The organism is Verrucomicrobium sp. (assembly GCA_028283855.1).
GTDB lineage: Bacteria > Verrucomicrobiota > Verrucomicrobiia > Methylacidiphilales > GAS474 > GAS474.
Window position 1 is genome coordinate 535,349 of sequence record JAPWJX010000003.1, and the last position, 17,356, is coordinate 552,704.

At 68.2% G+C, this 17,356-nt stretch carries 17 protein-coding genes; 9 read left to right on the forward strand and 8 right to left on the reverse strand.

Going from position 1 to position 17,356, the window contains the following annotated elements; all coding sequences use genetic code 11:
* Positions 1-19 precede the first annotated feature (19 nt).
* Genes tkt through PW734_03785 form a run of 3 tightly spaced genes read left to right on the forward strand, consistent with a single transcriptional unit; the run spans position 20 to position 4,168 of the window.
* Positions 20-2,071 (forward strand): transketolase, encoded by a 2,052-nt coding sequence (tkt, locus tag PW734_03775; GenBank protein ID MDE1170318.1) that lies wholly within the window; start codon positions 20-22, stop codon positions 2,069-2,071.
* Between the two features lie 6 nt (positions 2,072-2,077).
* A complete protein-coding gene (locus tag PW734_03780; GenBank protein MDE1170319.1) occupies positions 2,078-3,103 on the forward strand; it encodes an HD domain-containing protein in 1,026 nt (341 codons plus the stop codon).
* A gap of 9 nt (positions 3,104-3,112) precedes the next feature.
* Complete coding sequence (locus PW734_03785) at positions 3,113-4,168, forward strand: SDR family oxidoreductase (GenBank protein MDE1170320.1); 1,056 nt, start codon at positions 3,113-3,115, stop codon at positions 4,166-4,168.
* Here the strand turns inward: PW734_03785 and PW734_03790 are convergent.
* Complete coding sequence (locus PW734_03790) at positions 4,165-4,968, reverse strand: alpha/beta hydrolase (protein ID MDE1170321.1); 804 nt, start codon at positions 4,966-4,968, stop codon at positions 4,165-4,167. The two genes, PW734_03785 and PW734_03790, sit on opposite strands and share 4 nt — an antisense overlap.
* 78 nt (positions 4,969-5,046) lie before the next feature.
* Between PW734_03790 and PW734_03795 the strand changes: the two genes are divergently transcribed.
* The 4 genes from PW734_03795 (at position 5,047) to PW734_03810 (ending at position 8,576) form a co-directional block, all read left to right on the forward strand.
* Positions 5,047-5,424 carry an exosortase system-associated protein, TIGR04073 family gene (locus PW734_03795; protein ID MDE1170322.1) on the forward strand — a complete coding sequence of 126 codons (378 nt, stop codon included), beginning with the start codon at positions 5,047-5,049 and terminating at the stop codon, positions 5,422-5,424.
* 111 nt (positions 5,425-5,535) lie between these two features.
* A complete protein-coding gene (locus PW734_03800; GenBank protein ID MDE1170323.1) occupies positions 5,536-6,615 on the forward strand; it encodes a TRAM domain-containing protein in 1,080 nt (359 codons plus the stop codon).
* A gap of 55 nt (positions 6,616-6,670) precedes the next feature.
* Positions 6,671-6,829 (forward strand): hypothetical protein, encoded by a 159-nt coding sequence (locus PW734_03805; GenBank protein MDE1170324.1) that lies wholly within the window; start codon positions 6,671-6,673, stop codon positions 6,827-6,829.
* Between the two features lie 64 nt (positions 6,830-6,893).
* The gene (locus PW734_03810) at positions 6,894-8,576 is read left to right on the forward strand and encodes a Na/Pi cotransporter family protein (protein ID MDE1170325.1); all 1,683 of its coding nucleotides are present in this window, start codon (positions 6,894-6,896) and stop codon (positions 8,574-8,576) included.
* Between the two features lie 12 nt (positions 8,577-8,588).
* On the opposite strand, the gene PW734_03815 is transcribed toward PW734_03810, so the two are convergent.
* The 4 genes from PW734_03815 to dnaB form a co-directional block, all read right to left on the reverse strand.
* A complete protein-coding gene (locus PW734_03815) occupies positions 8,589-9,386 on the reverse strand; it encodes a hypothetical protein (protein ID MDE1170326.1) in 798 nt (265 codons plus the stop codon).
* Between the two features lie 61 nt (positions 9,387-9,447).
* Positions 9,448-10,158 (reverse strand): zinc-binding dehydrogenase, encoded by a 711-nt coding sequence (locus PW734_03820; GenBank protein MDE1170327.1) that lies wholly within the window; start codon positions 10,156-10,158, stop codon positions 9,448-9,450.
* Positions 10,159-10,451: 293 nt separating this feature from the next.
* Positions 10,452-10,775 carry a hypothetical protein gene (locus PW734_03825; GenBank protein MDE1170328.1) on the reverse strand — a complete coding sequence of 108 codons (324 nt, stop codon included), beginning with the start codon at positions 10,773-10,775 and terminating at the stop codon, positions 10,452-10,454.
* Between the two features lie 3 nt (positions 10,776-10,778).
* On the reverse strand, positions 10,779-12,233 hold the full coding sequence (gene dnaB, locus PW734_03830) for a replicative DNA helicase (GenBank protein ID MDE1170329.1): 1,455 nt from the start codon (positions 12,231-12,233) through the stop codon (positions 10,779-10,781).
* A 127-nt stretch (positions 12,234-12,360) separates the two neighbouring features.
* Here dnaB and mnmG point away from each other — a divergent pair, with 127 nt between their 5' ends.
* Both mnmG and PW734_03840 read left to right on the forward strand, forming a co-directional pair.
* A complete protein-coding gene (gene mnmG / locus PW734_03835; protein MDE1170330.1) occupies positions 12,361-14,217 on the forward strand; it encodes a tRNA uridine-5-carboxymethylaminomethyl(34) synthesis enzyme MnmG in 1,857 nt (618 codons plus the stop codon).
* Positions 14,214-14,708, forward strand: a complete 495-nt coding sequence (locus tag PW734_03840) for a DUF2062 domain-containing protein (protein ID MDE1170331.1) — start codon at positions 14,214-14,216, stop codon at positions 14,706-14,708. The genes mnmG and PW734_03840 overlap by 4 nt, the downstream gene beginning before the upstream one ends.
* A 7-nt stretch (positions 14,709-14,715) precedes the next feature.
* Here the strand turns inward: PW734_03840 and PW734_03845 are convergent, their stop codons facing one another.
* The 3 genes from PW734_03845 to PW734_03855 are packed head-to-tail and all read right to left on the reverse strand — an operon-like array spanning position 14,716 to position 17,304.
* Entirely contained in the window at positions 14,716-15,525 is an 810-nt protein-coding gene (locus PW734_03845; protein MDE1170332.1) for a metal ABC transporter permease, read from the reverse strand.
* Between the two features lie 4 nt (positions 15,526-15,529).
* Positions 15,530-16,339, reverse strand: a complete 810-nt coding sequence (locus PW734_03850) for a metal ABC transporter ATP-binding protein (GenBank protein ID MDE1170333.1) — start codon at positions 16,337-16,339, stop codon at positions 15,530-15,532.
* A complete protein-coding gene (locus PW734_03855; GenBank protein MDE1170334.1) occupies positions 16,336-17,304 on the reverse strand; it encodes a metal ABC transporter substrate-binding protein in 969 nt (322 codons plus the stop codon). Before PW734_03855 ends, PW734_03850 begins: the two co-directional genes overlap by 4 nt.
* Positions 17,305-17,356 lie beyond the last annotated feature (52 nt).

Below are 17,356 nucleotides of genomic sequence, written 5' to 3' on the forward strand. Positions count from 1 at the left end.
GGTTACGGTTCTCGTTACCATGTCCACCCCTGCCCCCACGGCCTCCGCCGAACCGGCCTCTTTCCAGAACGTCCCCATCGAGCAGCTCGCCGCCGACACCATCCGCACCCTGACCCTCGACGCGGTGCAGAAGGCCGAGTCCGGCCACCCCGGCCTGCCGATGGGCTGCGCCGACTTCGCCGTGGTCCTCTGGACCAAGTTCCTCCGCATCGACCCCACCGCCCCCCACTGGCCGAACCGGGACCGCTTCGTCCTCTCCGCGGGCCACGGCTCCATGCTCATCTACTCCCTCCTGCACCTGGCGGGCTTCGAGAAGATGACCCTGGACCAGCTGAAGAACTTCCGCCAGCTCCACAGCCTCACCCCGGGCCACCCCGAGTCGCACGAGACGGTCGGCGTGGAGGTGACCACCGGCCCCCTGGGCCAGGGCACGGGCAACTCGGTCGGCCTGGCCATCGGGCAGAAGTTCACCGCCGCCACCTATAACAGCGGCTCCTTCAAAGTTTCCGACCACAAGGTCTACGCCATCGTCTCCGACGGCGACCTCCAGGAAGGCATCTCCCACGAGGCGGCCTCCCTGGCCGGCCACCTGGGCCTGGACAACCTGATCTGGTTCTACGACGACAACCACGTCTCCATCGAGGGCAAGACCGACCTTTCCTACTCCGACGACGTCCCCTCCCGCTTCAAGGGCTACCACTGGCACGTCATCCAGATCGACGGCAACGACCGCGCCCAGATCGAGAAGGCGCTGACCGAGGCGCAGGGCGTCACCGGCCAGCCGACGATCATCATCGGCAAGACCGTCATCGGCAAGGGCTCCCCCAAGATGCAGGGCACGCCCAAGGCCCACTCCGACGCCTTCGGCGAGGAAGAGGTCGCCGCGACGAAGAAGAACCTGGGCTGGCCGGAAGACCAGCACTTCCTGGTCCCCAGCCGCGTGAAGGAGTTCTTCGCCGCCAAGCGCAAGGACTGGGCCAAGGCCCGCGAGGAGTGGGAGGCGGGCTTCGCCGCCTACGCCAAGGCCGAGCCGGAGAAGGCCAAAATCTTCCAGGACGCCCTGGAAAAGAAGCTCCCCGCCGACCTGGAAAAGGCCCTGCCCCAGTTCCCCGCCGACAAGCCCCAGGCCACCCGCAACGCGGGCGGCGAGGTGCTGAAGGTCCTCTTCGGCAAGGTGCCCCAGCTCCTGGGCGGCTCCGCCGACCTGGCCCCCTCCACCAAGACCTGGATCAAGGAGTTCGGCTCCTTCCTCAAGGGCGACTTCGGCGGCCGCAACCTCCACTTCGGCATCCGCGAGCACGCCATGGGCGCCATCGTGGCGGGCCTGGGCTACTACGGCGGCCTCATCCCGTTCGGCTCCACCTTCTTCGTCTTCACCGACTACATGCGCCCGCCGATCCGCCTCTCCGCGCTCTCCGGCCTGCAGGGGATCTACGTCATGACCCATGACTCCATCTTCGTCGGCGAGGACGGCCCGACGCACGAGCCGGTCGAGCACCTGGCCACCGTCCGCGCCATCCCGCGCGTCTCCGTCATCCGCCCGGGCGACGCCAACGAGACCTCCTACGCCTGGCTGGCCGCGCTGCACAACACCGACCGCCCGACGATCCTGACCCTCTCCCGCCAGAACCTCCCCGTCTACGACCGCACGAAGACCGGCGCCGCCAGCGGCGTCCTCAAGGGCGGCTACGTCCTGTGGGAGAGCCAGGTTGGTGCCACCCCCGATTTGATCCTCATCGGCACCGGCTCGGAGCTTTCCCTGGCCTTCGAGGCCGGGCAGAAGCTGGCCGCGGAAGGGAAGAAGATCCGCGTCGTCTCCCTGCCCTCCTGGGACCTCTTCGACCGGCAGGACCAGGCCTACCAGGACAGCGTGCTGCCCCCCGCGGCGGTCAAGCGCCTGGCCGTCGAGGCCGGCATCCGCATGGGCTGGGACCACTACATCGGGCGCCACGGCGCGTTCGTCGGCGTCGACCGCTTCGGCGCGAGCGCCCCGGCCAAGGAGCTGGCGAAAGTCTACGGCCTGACGGTCGACAACGTCGTCGAGAAGGCCAAGGCGCTCCTCGCCTCCTAACCCTCCGTGACTTTCCGGGAACTCCTCCTCGCCGCGCCCGCCGACGGCACGGAGTGGAGCGGCGGCCTGGCCTGCCAGGTCGCCGCCGCCCGTCCCGGCACCACCAAGACGGGCAAGCCCTACCTGGAGCTGGAGCTGGCCGACGGCACCGGCGCGGAACGGATCAAGCTCTGGTCCGACGCGCCCGCTTACGAGGAGGCCCAGGGCCTCCGCCCCGGCGCCTTCCTCTGGGTCGAGGCCGTCTTCCGGCGCAACGGCTTCGGCCTCAACCCGGACCGGCTCCATTTCCGCCCCCTTTCGGAGGAGGAATCGGCCGCCCTCCTGGCGGGGACGCCGGAACGGCGCGACTTCCTGGCCGGGGAGCTGGCCTATATCGAGGAAGCCGCCGCCTCCCTGGCCGATCCGCGGCTGCGGGTCCTCTGCCAGGTTTTCTTTTCCCAATACGGGGAGCGCTTCGCCCGCGCGGCGGCGGCGCGCGACTTCCACCACGCCCGGCGCGGCGGCCTCGTCGAGCACGTCGCGCAGATGCTGCGCGGCGCGGCGGCGCTGGCCCCCGTCTATCCCCGGCTTAATTGGGACCTGGTCCGCGCGGGCGTCCTCTTCCACGACTGCGGCAAGCTGTGGGAGAACGACTACGCCGCCGAGGGCTTCGTCATGCCCTACACCCAGATTGGCGAGCTGCTTGGCCACATCCCTGTGGGGATGGAGCTGGTCAACGCCCTCTGGCGGACGGTGGCGGAGCGGGAGGAGTTCACCCAGGCGGCCACCCCGTCGGCCGAGCAGGTGAAGCTCCACCTCCTCCACCTCATCGCCTCCCACCACGGCCAGCGGGAATTCGGCGCGCCGGTGACGCCGCGCACGCCGGAGGCGTGGGCGCTCCACTACCTCGACAACCTCGACGCCAAGCTGGAGATGCTCCGCAGCGCCTACGAGGAAAAGGCGGAGATCGCCCCCGGCATCTTCGACCGCCGCCCGCCGCTGGAGGGCCGCCCCGTCCGCTCCCTGGCCGCCTACGTTCCGCCCGCCGCCTGATTTTTTTTGATGAAGCCCACCGCCCTTGTCGTCGGCTCGACCGGCATTTCCGGCCAGAACCTGGCCGACCACCTCGTCCACCACGGCTGGACCGTTCACGGCCTGGCCCGCCGCCCCGGCACCCACCGGGGAATCGTCCCCGTCGTCGCCGACCTGGCCGATCCGGCCTCCGTCCGCCACGCGCTGGAGGGGCAGGCCTTCTCCCACGTCTATTACTGCACCTGGGCCCGCCAGGCGAACGAGGCGGAGAACATCCGCGTCAACGGCGCGATGCTCCGCAACCTCCTGGAAGCCCTTCCCGCCTGCCCGGAGCACGTCGCCCTGGTCACCGGCCTCAAGCACTACCTGGGGCCCTTCGAGTCCTACGGCAAGGTGAAGCCGGACACCCCCTTCAGCGAGGAGCAGCCCCGCGTTCCCTACCCCAATTTCTATTACGCCCAGGAAGACATCCTCTTCGAGGCGGCGGCCCGCCAGGGCTTCCGCTGGTCGGTCCACCGGCCCCACACCCTCATCGGCTGGGCCCTGGGCAACGCGATGAACATGGGCGTCACCCTGGCCGTCTACGCCGCCCTCTGCCGGGAGACGGGGCGGCCCTTCGTCTTCCCCGGCTCCCCCCAGCAGTACGAGGCGCTCACCGACGTGACCGACGCCCGCATCCTGGCGCGCCACTTGGAATGGGCCTCCACCGAGCCGCAGGCGGGCAACCAGGCCCTCAACATCGTCAACGGCGACGTCTTCCGCTGGCGCCGGATGTGGGGAAAGCTCGCCCGCGCCCTCGGCGTCGAGGCGGCGGAATACCCGGGCCACGCCCAGCCGCTGGAAGCGATGTGGGCGGACGCCGCGCCGCTGTGGGACAAGGTCGTCACCAAGCACAACCTCCAGCCCTTCGCCCTGGAGACGCTGGTTTCCTGGTGGCATACCGACGCCGACCTGGGCCGTCCGCTGGAAACCCTGACCGACATGACGAAGAACCGCCGCCTCGGCTTCCGGGACGTGCAGGTGACGGAGGATTCCTTCCTCGACCTCTTCGCCCGTCTGCGGGCGGAAAAGATTATTCCGGGCTAGCCCGCGTGCCGCACCGGCCAGCGCAGGGAGAGCCAGCGAAGCAGCTCCGCCGTCCAGGGATGGTTGCCCAAGGCCAGGCCGTGGGGTCCGCGCTCATAGACGTGGAGCGCGTAGGGGACTTTCTTGGCCTGGAGGGCCCGGGCGAAGAGCAGCGCGTTTTCCGCCGGGACGTAGGGGTCTTCCTGCGTGTGCCAGACAAAGCAGGGCGGCGTCTGTTCCGTGACGTGGAGGTCCGCGCTTAAAAGAAGCCGCTGCGCTTCCTCCGCCCCGGCGCCGAGCAGCTGGTCCCGGGACCCCTCATGGGTGGCGGGGCCGGAAAGGGTGATGACCGGGTAGCAAAGGACGCCCAGGTCGGGCCGGGAGGAGAGCCGCTCCACCGGATCGGCGGCGGCGGGATCCCCGGCGTCAAACCGGGTCAGAAGAGTCGCCGCCAGGTGGCCGCCCGCCGAGGAGCCGATGATGCCGATTTGGCCGGGCGCGATGCCGAATTCGCCGGCGCGGTGGCGGAGTGTCCGCAGGCCGCGCGCGGCGTCCTGGAGCATGGCCGGGTGGCGGTAGCCGTTCTTGCCCAGCCGGTAGCTTAAGACGAAGGCGTGGATCCCCCGCTCGTTGAGCCAAAGGGCGAATTCCTCCCCCTCCCGGGGGCTGAGATACTCGTAGCCGCCCCCGGGCAATACCAGGAGGGCGGGGGCGGGGTGCGGGACGTCGGCCGGAAAAGGGGTCAGGGCGGGGGCGTCGTGGGGGGCGCCGCCGCGGGCGTCCGGCGCGCCGCCGGGCCAGAGGGGGATGGAATCGGCCATTCCCCCGGTTATGCCGGGCTGCCGGGAGACGGCAATCTTCGTACTGGATTTTCCCGTTTTTAGTGGAAATATAACGGTATGAAGCCGCAGACCCTCGCGCTGGCGCTCGTTTTGGGAGGTTTGACCCTGGCCCGTGCCGACATTTCGATGCCGTTGAAGGACAATTTCTACGACAAGATGGGCCGCGGCATCGCGAACATCGCCTGGGCTCCGGCGGAGATCTTCGACTCGATGTATTCTCTCAACGAGCTGGAAGGCCCCACCGTTGCCTGGTCGAAGGGCCTGGTCCAGGGGACCAGCCGCGTGGTCCAGGACATCGGCCTGGGCGTCGTCGACGTGGCCACCTCCCCGCTGCCGATCGGCCCGGGCGTCAGCTATCAGGGCTTCAAGCAGCCCGCCTACGACTCGATGGTGGTGCAGGACTACCCCCCGGGCGATCTCATCAATTTCTACTAGAACCCCTGAACTTCCAGGCTAACGAGAAAGCCGGGATCCCCCGATCCCGGCTTTTTTCGTGGGCGGAGCCGGTGCGCATCCGCCTCGGCCCACTCAAACCATTCGAGCATAATGTCTGCCAATCCTCCCCTGACTCTTTCCATCGACACCCTGGCCTTCGGCGGGGAGGGGATCGGCCGCGCGGAGGGGCGGGTCTACTTTGTCCCCTTCACCGCGCCGGGGGACGAGGTGGAGGTCCGCGTCACGACGCTCAAGAAGAACTTCGGCCGCGCGGAGGTCGTCCGCGTGGTGAAGGCCGGCCCCGCCCGCCAGGCCGCGCCCTGCCCCTACTACGGGCCGTGCGGCGGCTGCCAATACCAGCACCTTACCTATGAGGAGGAGCTGCGGGCCAAGCAGGCCCAGGTTGCCGAGACGCTCCGCCGCGTGGGAAAGGTGGAGGCCCCGGTCGACCCGATCGTTCCCTCTCCCCAGGCCTACGGCTACCGCAACCGCATCACCGTCCACGCGGGGCAGGGCCGCCTCGGCTTCCACCGGGCGGGCTCCCGGGAGATCGTCGACGTGGCCCACTGCCTCCTGGCCGCGCCGGAGGTCAACGACGCCCTCACCGACCTGCGCCGGAAGAAGCCCCGGCCCGCCGAGGGCCATTTCTCCCTGCGCATGCCCGACCTGCCGCCGTCGGCCTTCCACCAGGTGAACCGCTTTCTCCTGGAGCCGCTGCGGGACCTCGTCGCCGCGCAGGCGGCGGCGACCGACGCGCCCCACCTCGTCGAGGGCTACTGCGGCGGCGGCTTCTTCACGGAGGCCCTCGCCGCGGGCCGCGCGCGCGCCTGGGCGATCGAGGCCGACGGCCGCGCCCTGCGCGACGCCCGGCGGCGGCAGCTCCCACAGGTGGAGTGGATTGAAGGAAAGGTCGAAGACCGGCTGGCCGAGGCCCTGGCCGCGGCGGCTTCCGCGCCCGCCCTCGTCCTCCTCGACCCGCCCCGGGAAGGCCTGGCCCCCGGTGCGCTGGAAGCGCTGCGGGCCGGCGCGTCGGGCGTCGCGCGCGCGGTCTACGTCTCCTGCGATCCGGCCACCCTGGCGCGCGACCTGGCGGGGCTCTCTTCCGTCTTCCGCGTCGAGAGGGTCGTCCCTGTCGACCTCTTCCCCCGCACCGCGCAGGTGGAGGCCGTCGCCGTGCTGGCGCCGGTGTAGCGCGGCATTGAGGGATTGATCTTCCGCGCCGGAAGGCCTATTTTCTTCCCCTTCTATGAAGCAGCCCGCCCCGCTCCCTTCTTTTCCGAAACGGACCGCCCCCGTCGCCGAAGCGATGAAGGACGTCTCCCCCAAGCGCCCCGGCTTTTTCCGCCAGATCCTCGAAGGCCTCGGCGCCTGCGTGGAAAAGGGCGGCCCCGTCAAAATGGGCTAAGGCCCGTTTTTTTGCCTCCAAGGTTACGAACGGGTGACGACCCCTTTTCTTTTCTAAGACACCGATGCTTTTCTTCCAGATCGCGGGCGGCATCGCCCTGGTGATCTTCGGCGTCCGTTTTCTGCGGAAAGGCCTGGACCGCCTCTTCGGCGGCAAGCTGGTCCTCTGGCTCTCCCGGATGACCCAGGGGCGGTGGAAGGCCTTCGGCTCCGGCGTCGCCGTCGGCACGCTGGCCCCCTCCTCCACGGCGCTCTCCCTCCTGACGCTCCAATTGATCGACAGCGGCCGCATCGACGCGGCGCGGATGCTCGCCGTCCTCCTGGGGACCAACCTGGGCATCACGGTGATGGCCCAGTTCCTGGCCTTCCACGTCCAGAGCTACGCGGGCGTGCTGCTCGTCTTCGGCGTCATCGGCTTCCAGTTCCTCCACCGGGAGACGATCCGCGGCATCGGCCAGTGCCTCCTTTCCTTCGGCTTCATCTTCGTGGCCATGCAGTACATCGGCGCGGGGGTGAGCGTCTTCCTGCGCGATCCGGCCAACGGGCCCTGGATCACCCTCTTTTCCACCCACCCGCTCCTGGTCCTGGTGCTGGCGGCCCTCTTCACCGTGGCGGTGCAGAGCTCCACGGTCAGCATCAGCTTCGCCATCGCGCTGGCGGCCAACCCGGTTTTCGCCGCCTCCCTGGCCGTGCCGTGGGTGCTGGGGACCAACCTGGGCATCTCGGTCACCGGCGTCATCATGGGCTGGAACACCCTGGAAGGCCGCCGCCTGACCACGGCCAACCTGATGATCAAGGGGACCTTCGCCCTCCTCCTCCTCTTCGCCGCGCCTTCCCTCACGGAGGCGCTCTACCACCTGGGCACCGGCTCGGTGACCCGGCACATCGCCGTCTTCCACAGCCTCTTCAACCTCCTGGTCGGCCTCCTGGCCATGCCCTTCCTGGACCGGATCGTCCTCCTCGTCCGCGACCTGCTGCCCGCGCCGGAGCCGACGGCGTCGGGCCTCCCCGCCATCGAGACCTACCTCGACCCGCAGGCGCTGGAGACCCCCTCCGTCGCCCTGGCCAACGCCACGCGGGAGACCCTGCGCATGACCGACGCGGTGAAGCAGATGCTGGCCAGCGCCTGGCGCGTCCACACGGAGCGGAACCTCGCCCTCATCGCCCAGGTGCAGCAGGCCGACGACCTGGTCGACGGCACCTACCGCGCCGTGCAGAACTACCTCTCCCGCATCCGCGAGGGGCTGACGAAGAAGGAGGCCGAATGGCAGTTCGCCCTCCTGACCTTCTCCAACGAGCTGGAGTCGGTCGGCGACATCATCGACAAGAGCCTCTGCGACCAGCTGCGCAAGCACCTGAACGAGGGGACCATCCTCCCCGCCGAGGAGGCCGCCGTCCTGCGCGCCGTCTACGAGCGGGTCATGCACCGCTTCGACGAGGCGATCGGGCTGCTCACCACCCAGGGCGCGGGCCAGGTCCGCGCCTTCCTGCGCGGAAAGGAAACGCTCAACGAGTGGTGCCGCCAGGAGCAGAAGGCCCACTACGAGCGGCTGAAGATGCACGCGGGCCACGACGGCGCCGACGCGCTGGCGGTCAGCGCCCATTTCCTGGACATGCTCGACAGCTTCCGGCGGATCAACAGCCACGTGAGCACGATCGGCTACTCCTTCACCACCGCCCCGGCCAAGCGCCGCCGCGGCCCCGCCGCTTCCGCCCCCGCCGCCACCCCGCTGCCGGAGCAGGACTAGGCGGCCCGGGCCCTAGTCGAAGCTTCCGCCCCCGCCGCCCCAGCCGCCGCCGCTGTGGTCGCGGTAAGAATCGGAAAGATCGAGCGCGATCTTGTCGCTCCGATGGAGAAGCCCGTCGTCGCCGGAACAAAAAGAGGAAGCCCTGCGGGCCCCCGCCAGGGCGCTTAAGTCCGCGGCTTTGGGGTGGCGCTCCTGCGTCAGAAAATCGGTTTGGGCGGCGGAGGCGGCCTCCTGCATGGGGCGAAGGAAGGGGGTCTTCGGCGCCGCGTCGAGCGCCTCCGGGCCGATCCCGATTTTTTGGAGCCGCCGGGCGTAAGGTTCCGCCTGCCAGTGAAAGGTCCCCAGGTTATTCCATTGAAACAGCAGGTGCCGCACCGGCCCGCCGTAGGGGTGGAGCTCGTCTTTCTGCGATCCTCCGTTGGGAAAGCTCAGATTCTGAAGGTCGACCTCCTTGGCGAAAGAACAGATGAGCGCCTGGAGGTTGTGGCGGTAGGCGGGATCTTTGGGGCCTTTTTGATCCAGCCGCTCGTAGCGCGTGAGCATTTCATCCATCGCGATCTCCTTGCCCAGCGGCGTGCCGGGAGCGGCGAGATAGGCGGACAAGGTTTGAAACGCCGAACGGTCGAGAAGGAAGTCCACCCCGTTGGGGGATTTGGCCAAAACGGGGAAGTTTTTTTGCCGGGCGGTCTGGGCGACCAGGGCGGCGATCTCGGCCGCCTCGGTATCGGAAAACCTCTCCACCGCCTCGCGGATGTGCCACCAGGCGTAGTTGGTGTCTTTCGTCTCTTCCGCGGCTTCTTTCCAGTTCATGCGAATGCCCCCTTTAGGAGTACAATTCGGCTATCTTTCCTAAAAAAGGCCGGCCCGGCGCCTAAAACCCCGGCCCGCGGGCGACGATCTTGCCCGTCACCTCCCGGCGCTGGAGGCGGCCCAGGGCCTGGGGAATCTCCTCGAACGGGACGACTTCCGTGACCAGGGAGGAGATCCGCCCCGCCGCCAGCCGCCCGATCACCGACGCGCCCAGGCGGCCCAGCTCCGCCCGCGCGGCGGGGGAGCCGCCCGGGCCGTAGGCCGCGCCCAGGGAAATCTCATGGACGGAGCAGGCTTTGTGGAAGGGTTTCCATTTGGAAAAATCGGGCAGGCCCGCCACGCAGACGAGCGCCCCGCCGAAGGCCAGGAGGTCGAAGGCCTCCGTCGCGCGGGGCGGCCCGGCGGCGTCGAGGACGACGTCGACGCCCAGGCCCTGGGTGGCGTGGCGGACCGCCTCGGCGATCGCGGCCTCTCCCCCGGTGTAGTCGATGGCCGTGTCGGCCCCCAATTCCTGGACCAGGGTCAGGTTGGCCGGGGAGGCGGTGGCCAGGACGCGGAGCCGCAGTTCCCGCGCGAGCTGCAGGGCGAATCCCCCGACGCCGCCGGAGCCGCCGTGGATGAGGATCGACTGGCCCGCCCCAGGGGCGGACGCGGTGGAAAAGGGCCTGGTAGGCGGTGAAGCCCGCCGTGGGAAGCGCGGCGGCGTCGGTCGCGGCCACCTCGTCCGGCAGGGCGGCCAGCGCGGCGGCGTCGGCCAGGGCCACCTCGGCAAAGCCGCCGGGGCGGCGCAGGTCGCCGTGGAAGTAGACGCGCTGGCCGGGGATCCATGGGTCGCCGCCGGGGCCGACGGCCTCGATGGTGCCGGCGACGTCGAGGCCCGGGATGTGCGGCCACGCCCAGTCGGGATGGCCGGAGGCGATCACCTTGTAGTCGACCGGATTGAGGCCGACGGCTTCGACGCGGACGGCGACCTGGCCGGGGCCGGGCGCGGGCTCCGGCGCGTCGGCCAGGCGGAGGGAGGAGGGCGTGCCGGGGCGGTCGAGGAGAAGGGCACGCATCGGCGGCTCAGCGGACGCGCTGAATGGCGGCGAGGTCGAGGGGCGCCAGGGCCGGGCCCTCCCCCTTCGTGCTCCGCCGGAGGGCGAGGCACTCCTGCGGGTCGAGGGTGACTTTGTGGGTCCAGCGGGTCCGCTCGGCGACCTGGCGCAGGACGCCGCCCTGGACGCGGAGGCCGTCCGGCGCCTCCGTCAGGTCGAGGGTGCGGCCGGGCTCGACGGTTTGGAAACCGCCGTCCGGCTCTTGCAGGGTGCCGGGGCCGTCGTAATAGGTGTGGCCGGCCAGTTCGGACTTGGACTGGGCCAGCACGGTGCTTTGGGGGCGGCGGCTCATTTTCTACTCCTCGTCGTGGAGGTCGCCCTGGCGGCTTTCGTGGCGGACGGGGTCCTCGAAGCGGGTGAAGGGGGCGTTGAAGCGGATGGGCAGCTTGTCCGTGGGGCCGCTGCGCTGCTTGGCGATGATGAGGGTGTAGTCCCGCAGGTTGCTCGGCGCGGCGCCCTCTTCCTCGTCCTTCTTGTGGAGGAGGAGGACCATGTCGGCGTCCTGCTCGATGGCGCCCGACTCGCGCAGGTTGTGCAGGGCGGGCTCGGTCTTGCCTTCCTCGGCGCGGCGGTTGAGCTGGGCCAGGACGATGATGGGGATGTCGAGGTCCTTGGCCAGCGCCTTGATGCCGCGGGAGATCTCCGCCACCTCGTTCTGGCGGTTTTCCTTCGCCTGGGCCGATTCCGAGTGGAGGAGCTGGAGGTAGTCGATGATGAGCAGGTCGATGTTGTAGCGCTGCTTCATGCGGCGGGCCTTGCCGCGGAGCTGGTTGATCGTCAGGTGGCTGGAATCGTCCAGGTAAAGGGGCCAGCCCTTCATGTCTTCCGCGATGTGGCGCAGCTTCTCCATGCCGAAGTCGTCCAGCTCGCCGCGGCGGATCTTTTGCAGGCTTTCCCCCGCCACGGAGGCCAGGAGACGGAGCATCAGCTGCGCGTTGGTCATTTCCAGGCTGAAGAGGCCGACGGGGTGGCCGGGCTTCACCCACGTGTCGCGCGCGGGATCGTAGCGGTCCGACATGGCGTGGCGGGCGAAGGTGAGGGCCAGCGCCGTCTTGCCCACGCCGGGGCGCGCGGCGAGGACGACCATGTCCCCCTTCTGCCAGCCGGTGGTCAGCTCGTTGAGCTGGGAGAAGCCGGTGGGGATGCCCTGGAGCTGCCCCTTGCGGCTGCGGAACTGGTCGATGATGGCGATGGCGCGCTCCAGTTCGTCCTTCGCGGGAACGGTCGACTGGGTGAGGCCGGACTCGGTGACGCGGAAGACCTCCGTCTCCGCGCGGTCGAGGACGGCGGAAACCTCGTGCGGGGAGTCGGCGATGTCCTGGACGATGTTGATGCACGCGCCCTGGAGGTGGCGCAGCAGGCTCTTGTCCCGCACCAGGCGGATGTAGGTGGCCACGTTCAGGTGGGTGACCAGGGCCGCGCCCAGCTCCGCGAGGATGCCGGGGCTGCCGACGACGTCGGCCAATTTCCGGTCGACCAAATATTGGTGCACCGTCATGATGTCGATGGCATGCTGGCTCAAGTGCAGATCCTTGATGGCCTCGAAAATTTCCTGGTGCGCCGGGACGAAGAAGTCGTCCCGGTTGAGCGACTCAAGGACCTGGTACATCACCATGTCCGGGTGGGCGAGCATCGAGCCGAGGACGGCCTTCTCCGCTTCCGCGCTATAGAGCGGGGCGGTGAGTTGGGCGGGATCGGCGGCCGTGCCGGAAACGGGGGCCTTCTTGCGGGCGGGAGCGCGGGAAACCATACGAAGGCTGCACAATGTTGCACAACGCCGCGCATTTCAACACAAATCTTTGGCCTGGAACGATTTGCGCCCGATTTTTGTGAGTAATTTGGGAACAACTCCATAAGTCTTTCTTGGAAAAATACTTATGATTTATCCCAAAGAATATGAGGTGATCGTGGTCGGGGCGGGCCATGCGGGGGTGGAGGCGGCGTTGGCGGCCTCCCGGATGGGGTGCCGGACCCTTCTTTTGACCATGAACCTGGACACGGTCGGCCAGATGTCGTGCAATCCGGCGATCGGCGGCCTGGCCAAGGGCCACCTGGTCCGGGAAATCGACGCCCTGGGGGGCGAGATGGGCCTCAATACCGACGCCACGGGCATCCAGTTCCGCATGCTCAACGCCACCAAGGGGCCCAGCGTCCGCGCCCCCCGCGCCCAGTGCGATAAAAAGGCCTACCAATTCCGCATTAAAGCGACCTGCGAACGGCAGGAGCACCTCGACCTGAAGCAGGGGCAGATCGCCTCCCTGGAAGTCGAGAACGACCGGGTGACCGGGGTGACGACCCAATTCGGCGTCACCTACCGGGGGAAGACGGTGATCGTCACCACGGGGACCTTCCTTCAGGGCCTCCTCCACGTCGGCCTCAAAAACCAGCCCGGCGGCCGGATGGGCGACGCGGCGAGCCGGTTTTCCGACTCCCTGCGGGATCTGGGGTTCGAATTGGGCCGCCTGAAGACCGGGACGCCCCCCCGCCTCAATGGCCGGAGCATCGACTTTTCCCAGTGCCAGGCCCAACCGGGCGACGAGCCGCCCCCGCTTTTTTCTTACGTTTTCGATACCATTAAGCCGGAACGGCTTTTCACCCTCAACGGGATGCGGGACGGAATGTTCCACGTGGAACAACTGCCCTGCTGGATCACCTATACCTCTGCCGCGACGCACGAGATCATCAAGGCCAATCTCCACCTGTCGCCGATGTACTGCGGCCAGATCGAGGGGGTGGGCCCCCGCTACTGTCCGTCGATCGAGGACAAGGTCGTCCGCTTTGCCGACAAGGAGCGGCACCAGATCTTCCTGGAACCGGAGGGCCGGGATACGGAGGAGTACTATATCAATGGGTGCTCCACCTCCCTGCCCTATGAGGTCCAGTACGCCTTCATCCGGTCGATCCCCGGCCTCGAGAACGCGGAGATGCTCCGGGCGGGCTACGCCGTCGAATACGATTTCTGCCCGCCGACCCAGCTTTCCCCCTCCTTGGAGACAAAAAAAGTCGAAGGGCTCTTCTTTGCCGGGCAGATCAACGGCACCTCCGGCTATGAGGAGGCGGCCGCCCAGGGGCTGGTCGCCGGGATCAACGCCGCCCGGAAGAACCAGGGGAAGCCCCCCGTCATCCTGGGCCGGGACCAGGCCTACATCGGCGTCCTGATCGACGACCTGGTGACGAAGGGGACGCAGGAGCCTTACCGGATGTTCACCTCCCGGGCCGAGCACCGGCTCCTCCTCCGCCAGGACAATGCCGATCTGCGGCTGACCGAGCTGGGGGCCGGGATCGGCCTGGCCTCGCCGCTCCGCCTGGAGCGGGTTCAAGAGAAAAAGCGGCAGATCGCCGCCGCCCGGGCCGGATTGGAAGAGAACAAGAAAGAGCGGATTACGCTGGCTTCCTGGCTCAAGCGACCCGACTTCAGCTGGCAGGACCTGCCGGAGCCGTGGCGCGGCCTGCCGATCGACGTCGCCCACCAGATCGAGACCGACATCAAATACGCCGGCTATGTCGAGCGGGAGCAAGCCCAGATCGCCAAGGCCAAGGCAGGGGAGGAGAAGCCGATCCCGCCCTGGCTCGATTTCGACCAAGTCCACGGCCTCAAGGCCGAGGCCCGCCACAAGCTGAAGACGATCCGTCCCCGCACCTTCGGCCAGGCGGCCCGCATTTCTGGTATTAATCCGAGCGACATTGCCCTACTCATGGTCTGGTCGAAACGAGGAGAAAAGAACGCGTCATGATTGGAAAAGTCATCTGTTGGACCAAAGGCCAGATCCACGCCATCATTCATCTGGAGGACGATAAGAAGTCGATCGCGGCCGGGGTCGCCATCGGGGTCTTCTGGGGGTTCACTCCCTTCTTCGGCTTCAAAACGATCCTGACCTTTTTGACCGCCTGGGCCTGCCGGGTGAACAAGGTCGCCGCCGTCGCCGCCGTCGCCCTGCACGAGCTGCTGCTGCCGATCTATCCCTTCTACCTCCACGCCAGCTATCAGTTCGGCAGCTGGCTGCTTCACACCCCGCAGCCGCTCCGGGCGGAGAAGATGCTCCATATTCTTCATCATCCCTCCCTCTGGAAGCAGGAGGCTTATCACCTTTGGCCGGTTCTTTTGGGGTCGGTACTGCTGGCGGTCTTGCCCGCGATCCTGGCCTATGTGCTGACTTTGTGGGGGATCGAGCAAAAGCTCGAGCGCGCGGCCAAGAAAAAAGAAGACGAAGACCTAAGTAATTAATATCGAATTACTTAAGTCGAAAAATAAAGCAAAGAAAGAGAAGCCCCAGGTCGGTTAAAACCAGGGTGGGGCCGGTGGGGGTATCGCAGGCGTAGGAGAGGAGAACGCCGCTTCCCGCGCCGACGAGGCCGAGCCCCACGGAGTAAAAAATCATCTGCCGGAAGTTGCGGGCCACCAGCTTGGCCGCCGCCGGAGGAATCACGATCAGCCCGCTGAGAAGCAGGGTTCCGAGCATCTTCAGGCAAAGGGTGACCGTCGCGCCGACCAGGAGGGCGAAGACGAGGTTGAGCCGCTCCAGGTTCGCCCCCTCGACGCGGGCCAGGTCGGGCTCGACCAGCGTCAACAGATAGGGGCGCAGATTCCAGCCGAAGAAGGCGAAGAGCCCCGCCGCCAGCCCCGCCTGGGCCAGGAGGTCGCGCGGCGCGTTGGCGTAGATATCGCCGAAGAGAACCCCGTCGAGCAGGCGGTATTGGCCCAGCTTGCTGATGAGGAGGACGCCGAGGGCGACGCTTCCCGTGAAGGAAAAGGCGATCACCGTGTCGCTCCGCAGATGGGTGCGGTTGAGCAGGTGGGCCATGGCGGCGGAGAGCCCCAGGCTGAAGGTGAGGACCACGGCCAGGAGGTCGACGTGGGTGCCGAGGCATTGCTGGAGGAGCAGCGCCAGGGCGACGCCGGTCAGCGCGGCGTGGGCGATCGCGTCGGAAAAGAAGGCCATCCCGCGCAGCGTGACGAAGACGCCCAGGAGCCCGCAGGCCGGGCCCAGGAGGAGCGCGGCCAGGAAGGCGTTGCGGAGAAAGGGATAGTGCCAGAAGTCCATGAAACTAGCGGGGGAATCCAAGGGGGGCCGTCCCCCCTTGCGGGTGGGCGTAGATGCCGGAGAGGATGTGCTCCTGCAGCACCTCGGCGGGCGCGCCCGCGGCGCAGAGGTGGCAGTTGAGGCAGACGACGACGTCGGCCAGCGCGCCGACGCGGTGGAGGTCGTGCGTCACCATGAGGACGGCCAGGTCCCGCTCCCGCCGCACGGCGTCGAGCAGCTCCTCGAAGGCCTTGCCGCCCGCCACGTCGATGCCGGTCATCGGCTCGTCCAAAAGAAGCAGGCGCGGGCGGCCCAGGAGCGCGTAGGCGATGAGGACCCGCTGCAATTCCCCGCCGGAGAGGGCGCCCAGGCGGCGCGCCTCCAGGTGGCCGACGCCCAGGGCGTCGAGCGCGGCGCGCGTCTCCGCGCGGAGGGCGGCGTCCGGCCGCCGCAGCCAGGACCAGCCGCGCTCCCGCCGGAGCTTGAGGCGGAGAAATTCCTCCACGGAGATGGGGAGCCGCCGGTCGAGCGCGGGCTGCTGCGGCACGTAGCCCAGGGGGAGCGGCTTGCCCTCCGCCCATTCGATCGCGCCCTGGGTGAGGGGCTGGAGACCGGCCAGCGCGCGGAGGAGCGTGCTCTTTCCCGCGCCGTTCGGGCCGATGAGGGCGACGATCTCCCCCGTCCCGACGTCGAGGTCGATGCCGTGGACGGCCCAGTTTTCCCCGTGGCGGACGCCCGCGCCGCGCAGGCGGACCAGGGGGCGGGCCGGGGCGGCGCGGCGGGGCAGCGGCGCGCCGTGGGAGTGGCCGCCGCAGTCGGGACATCCGTCGCTCATGGGGAGGTCTTTTCCCACGCTTTGCGCAGCGCGTCGAGGTTTGCCTCCATCCGGACGAAGTAGGCGTCGGCCGCGGGCGGGCCCACCTCCAGCGTGTCGAGCTGGGCGACGCGCGCGCCGGTCTGGGCGGCGAGGGTCTGCAGGAGCTTCGGCTCGTAGCCTTCCTCCGCGAAGAGGACGCCGACGCGGTTTTTCCGGATCAGGTCGGTCAACCGCTCCAGCTGGCGCGGGGAGGGGGCCTTCTCCGGGAATTCCTCGACCGAGCCGAGGTAATGGAGGCCGTAGCGCGCGGCGAAGTAGGGGAAGGCGTCGTGGAAGGTGACCAGGTTCTTTTCTCCCGCCGGGAGCGCGGCGAAGAGGGCCTTGAACTTTTCGTCGAGCGCCCAAACCCGGGCCAAATAAGCCTGGAGATTGGCGTGGTAAAAAGCGGCGTTGGCAGGGTCGGCCTTTTCCATCGCGGCAGCGATCGCTTGGGCTTGGCGGGCGTGGAGGAGCGGGTCGAGCCAGACGTGGGGATTTACATTGGCGGGCGAGGCGGGGACGGGGGCGTTCGTCTCGGGCTTTTCGACATGTATCCTGCCTCCATTCGGAAAATCGCCCAGGATCATCGGCTCCGGAATGACGAGCGTATGGGGATTGGGAAGATAATCGAATCCGGCGCTGGCATCGACGACGACCAGCTTCCCCGCGCCGACTTCCTTCACCGTCGGCTCCAGCCAGCTTTCGAGGCCGAGGCCGTTGACCACCAGCAGATCGGCCTGGGCGATCTTCTTCAGGTCGCTCGGCTTGGGGGAAAAGTCATGGGGATCGGCGCCTCCCACTCCCAGGTCGGCCACCTCCGCCCGGCCGCTGCCGATGCTCTGCGCCGCCGCGTAGAGCGGGAGGAAGGAGGCGACGACCCGCAGCGGCGCGGCGTCCGCCCAAGCCGGAAAAAGCAGAAGAAAAAGAAGGAGGGCGCGCCGCATGCAAGCAGCCTGCAGGATATGCATGCCGTTTGCAAGGGTCGCTTGCTTTCCG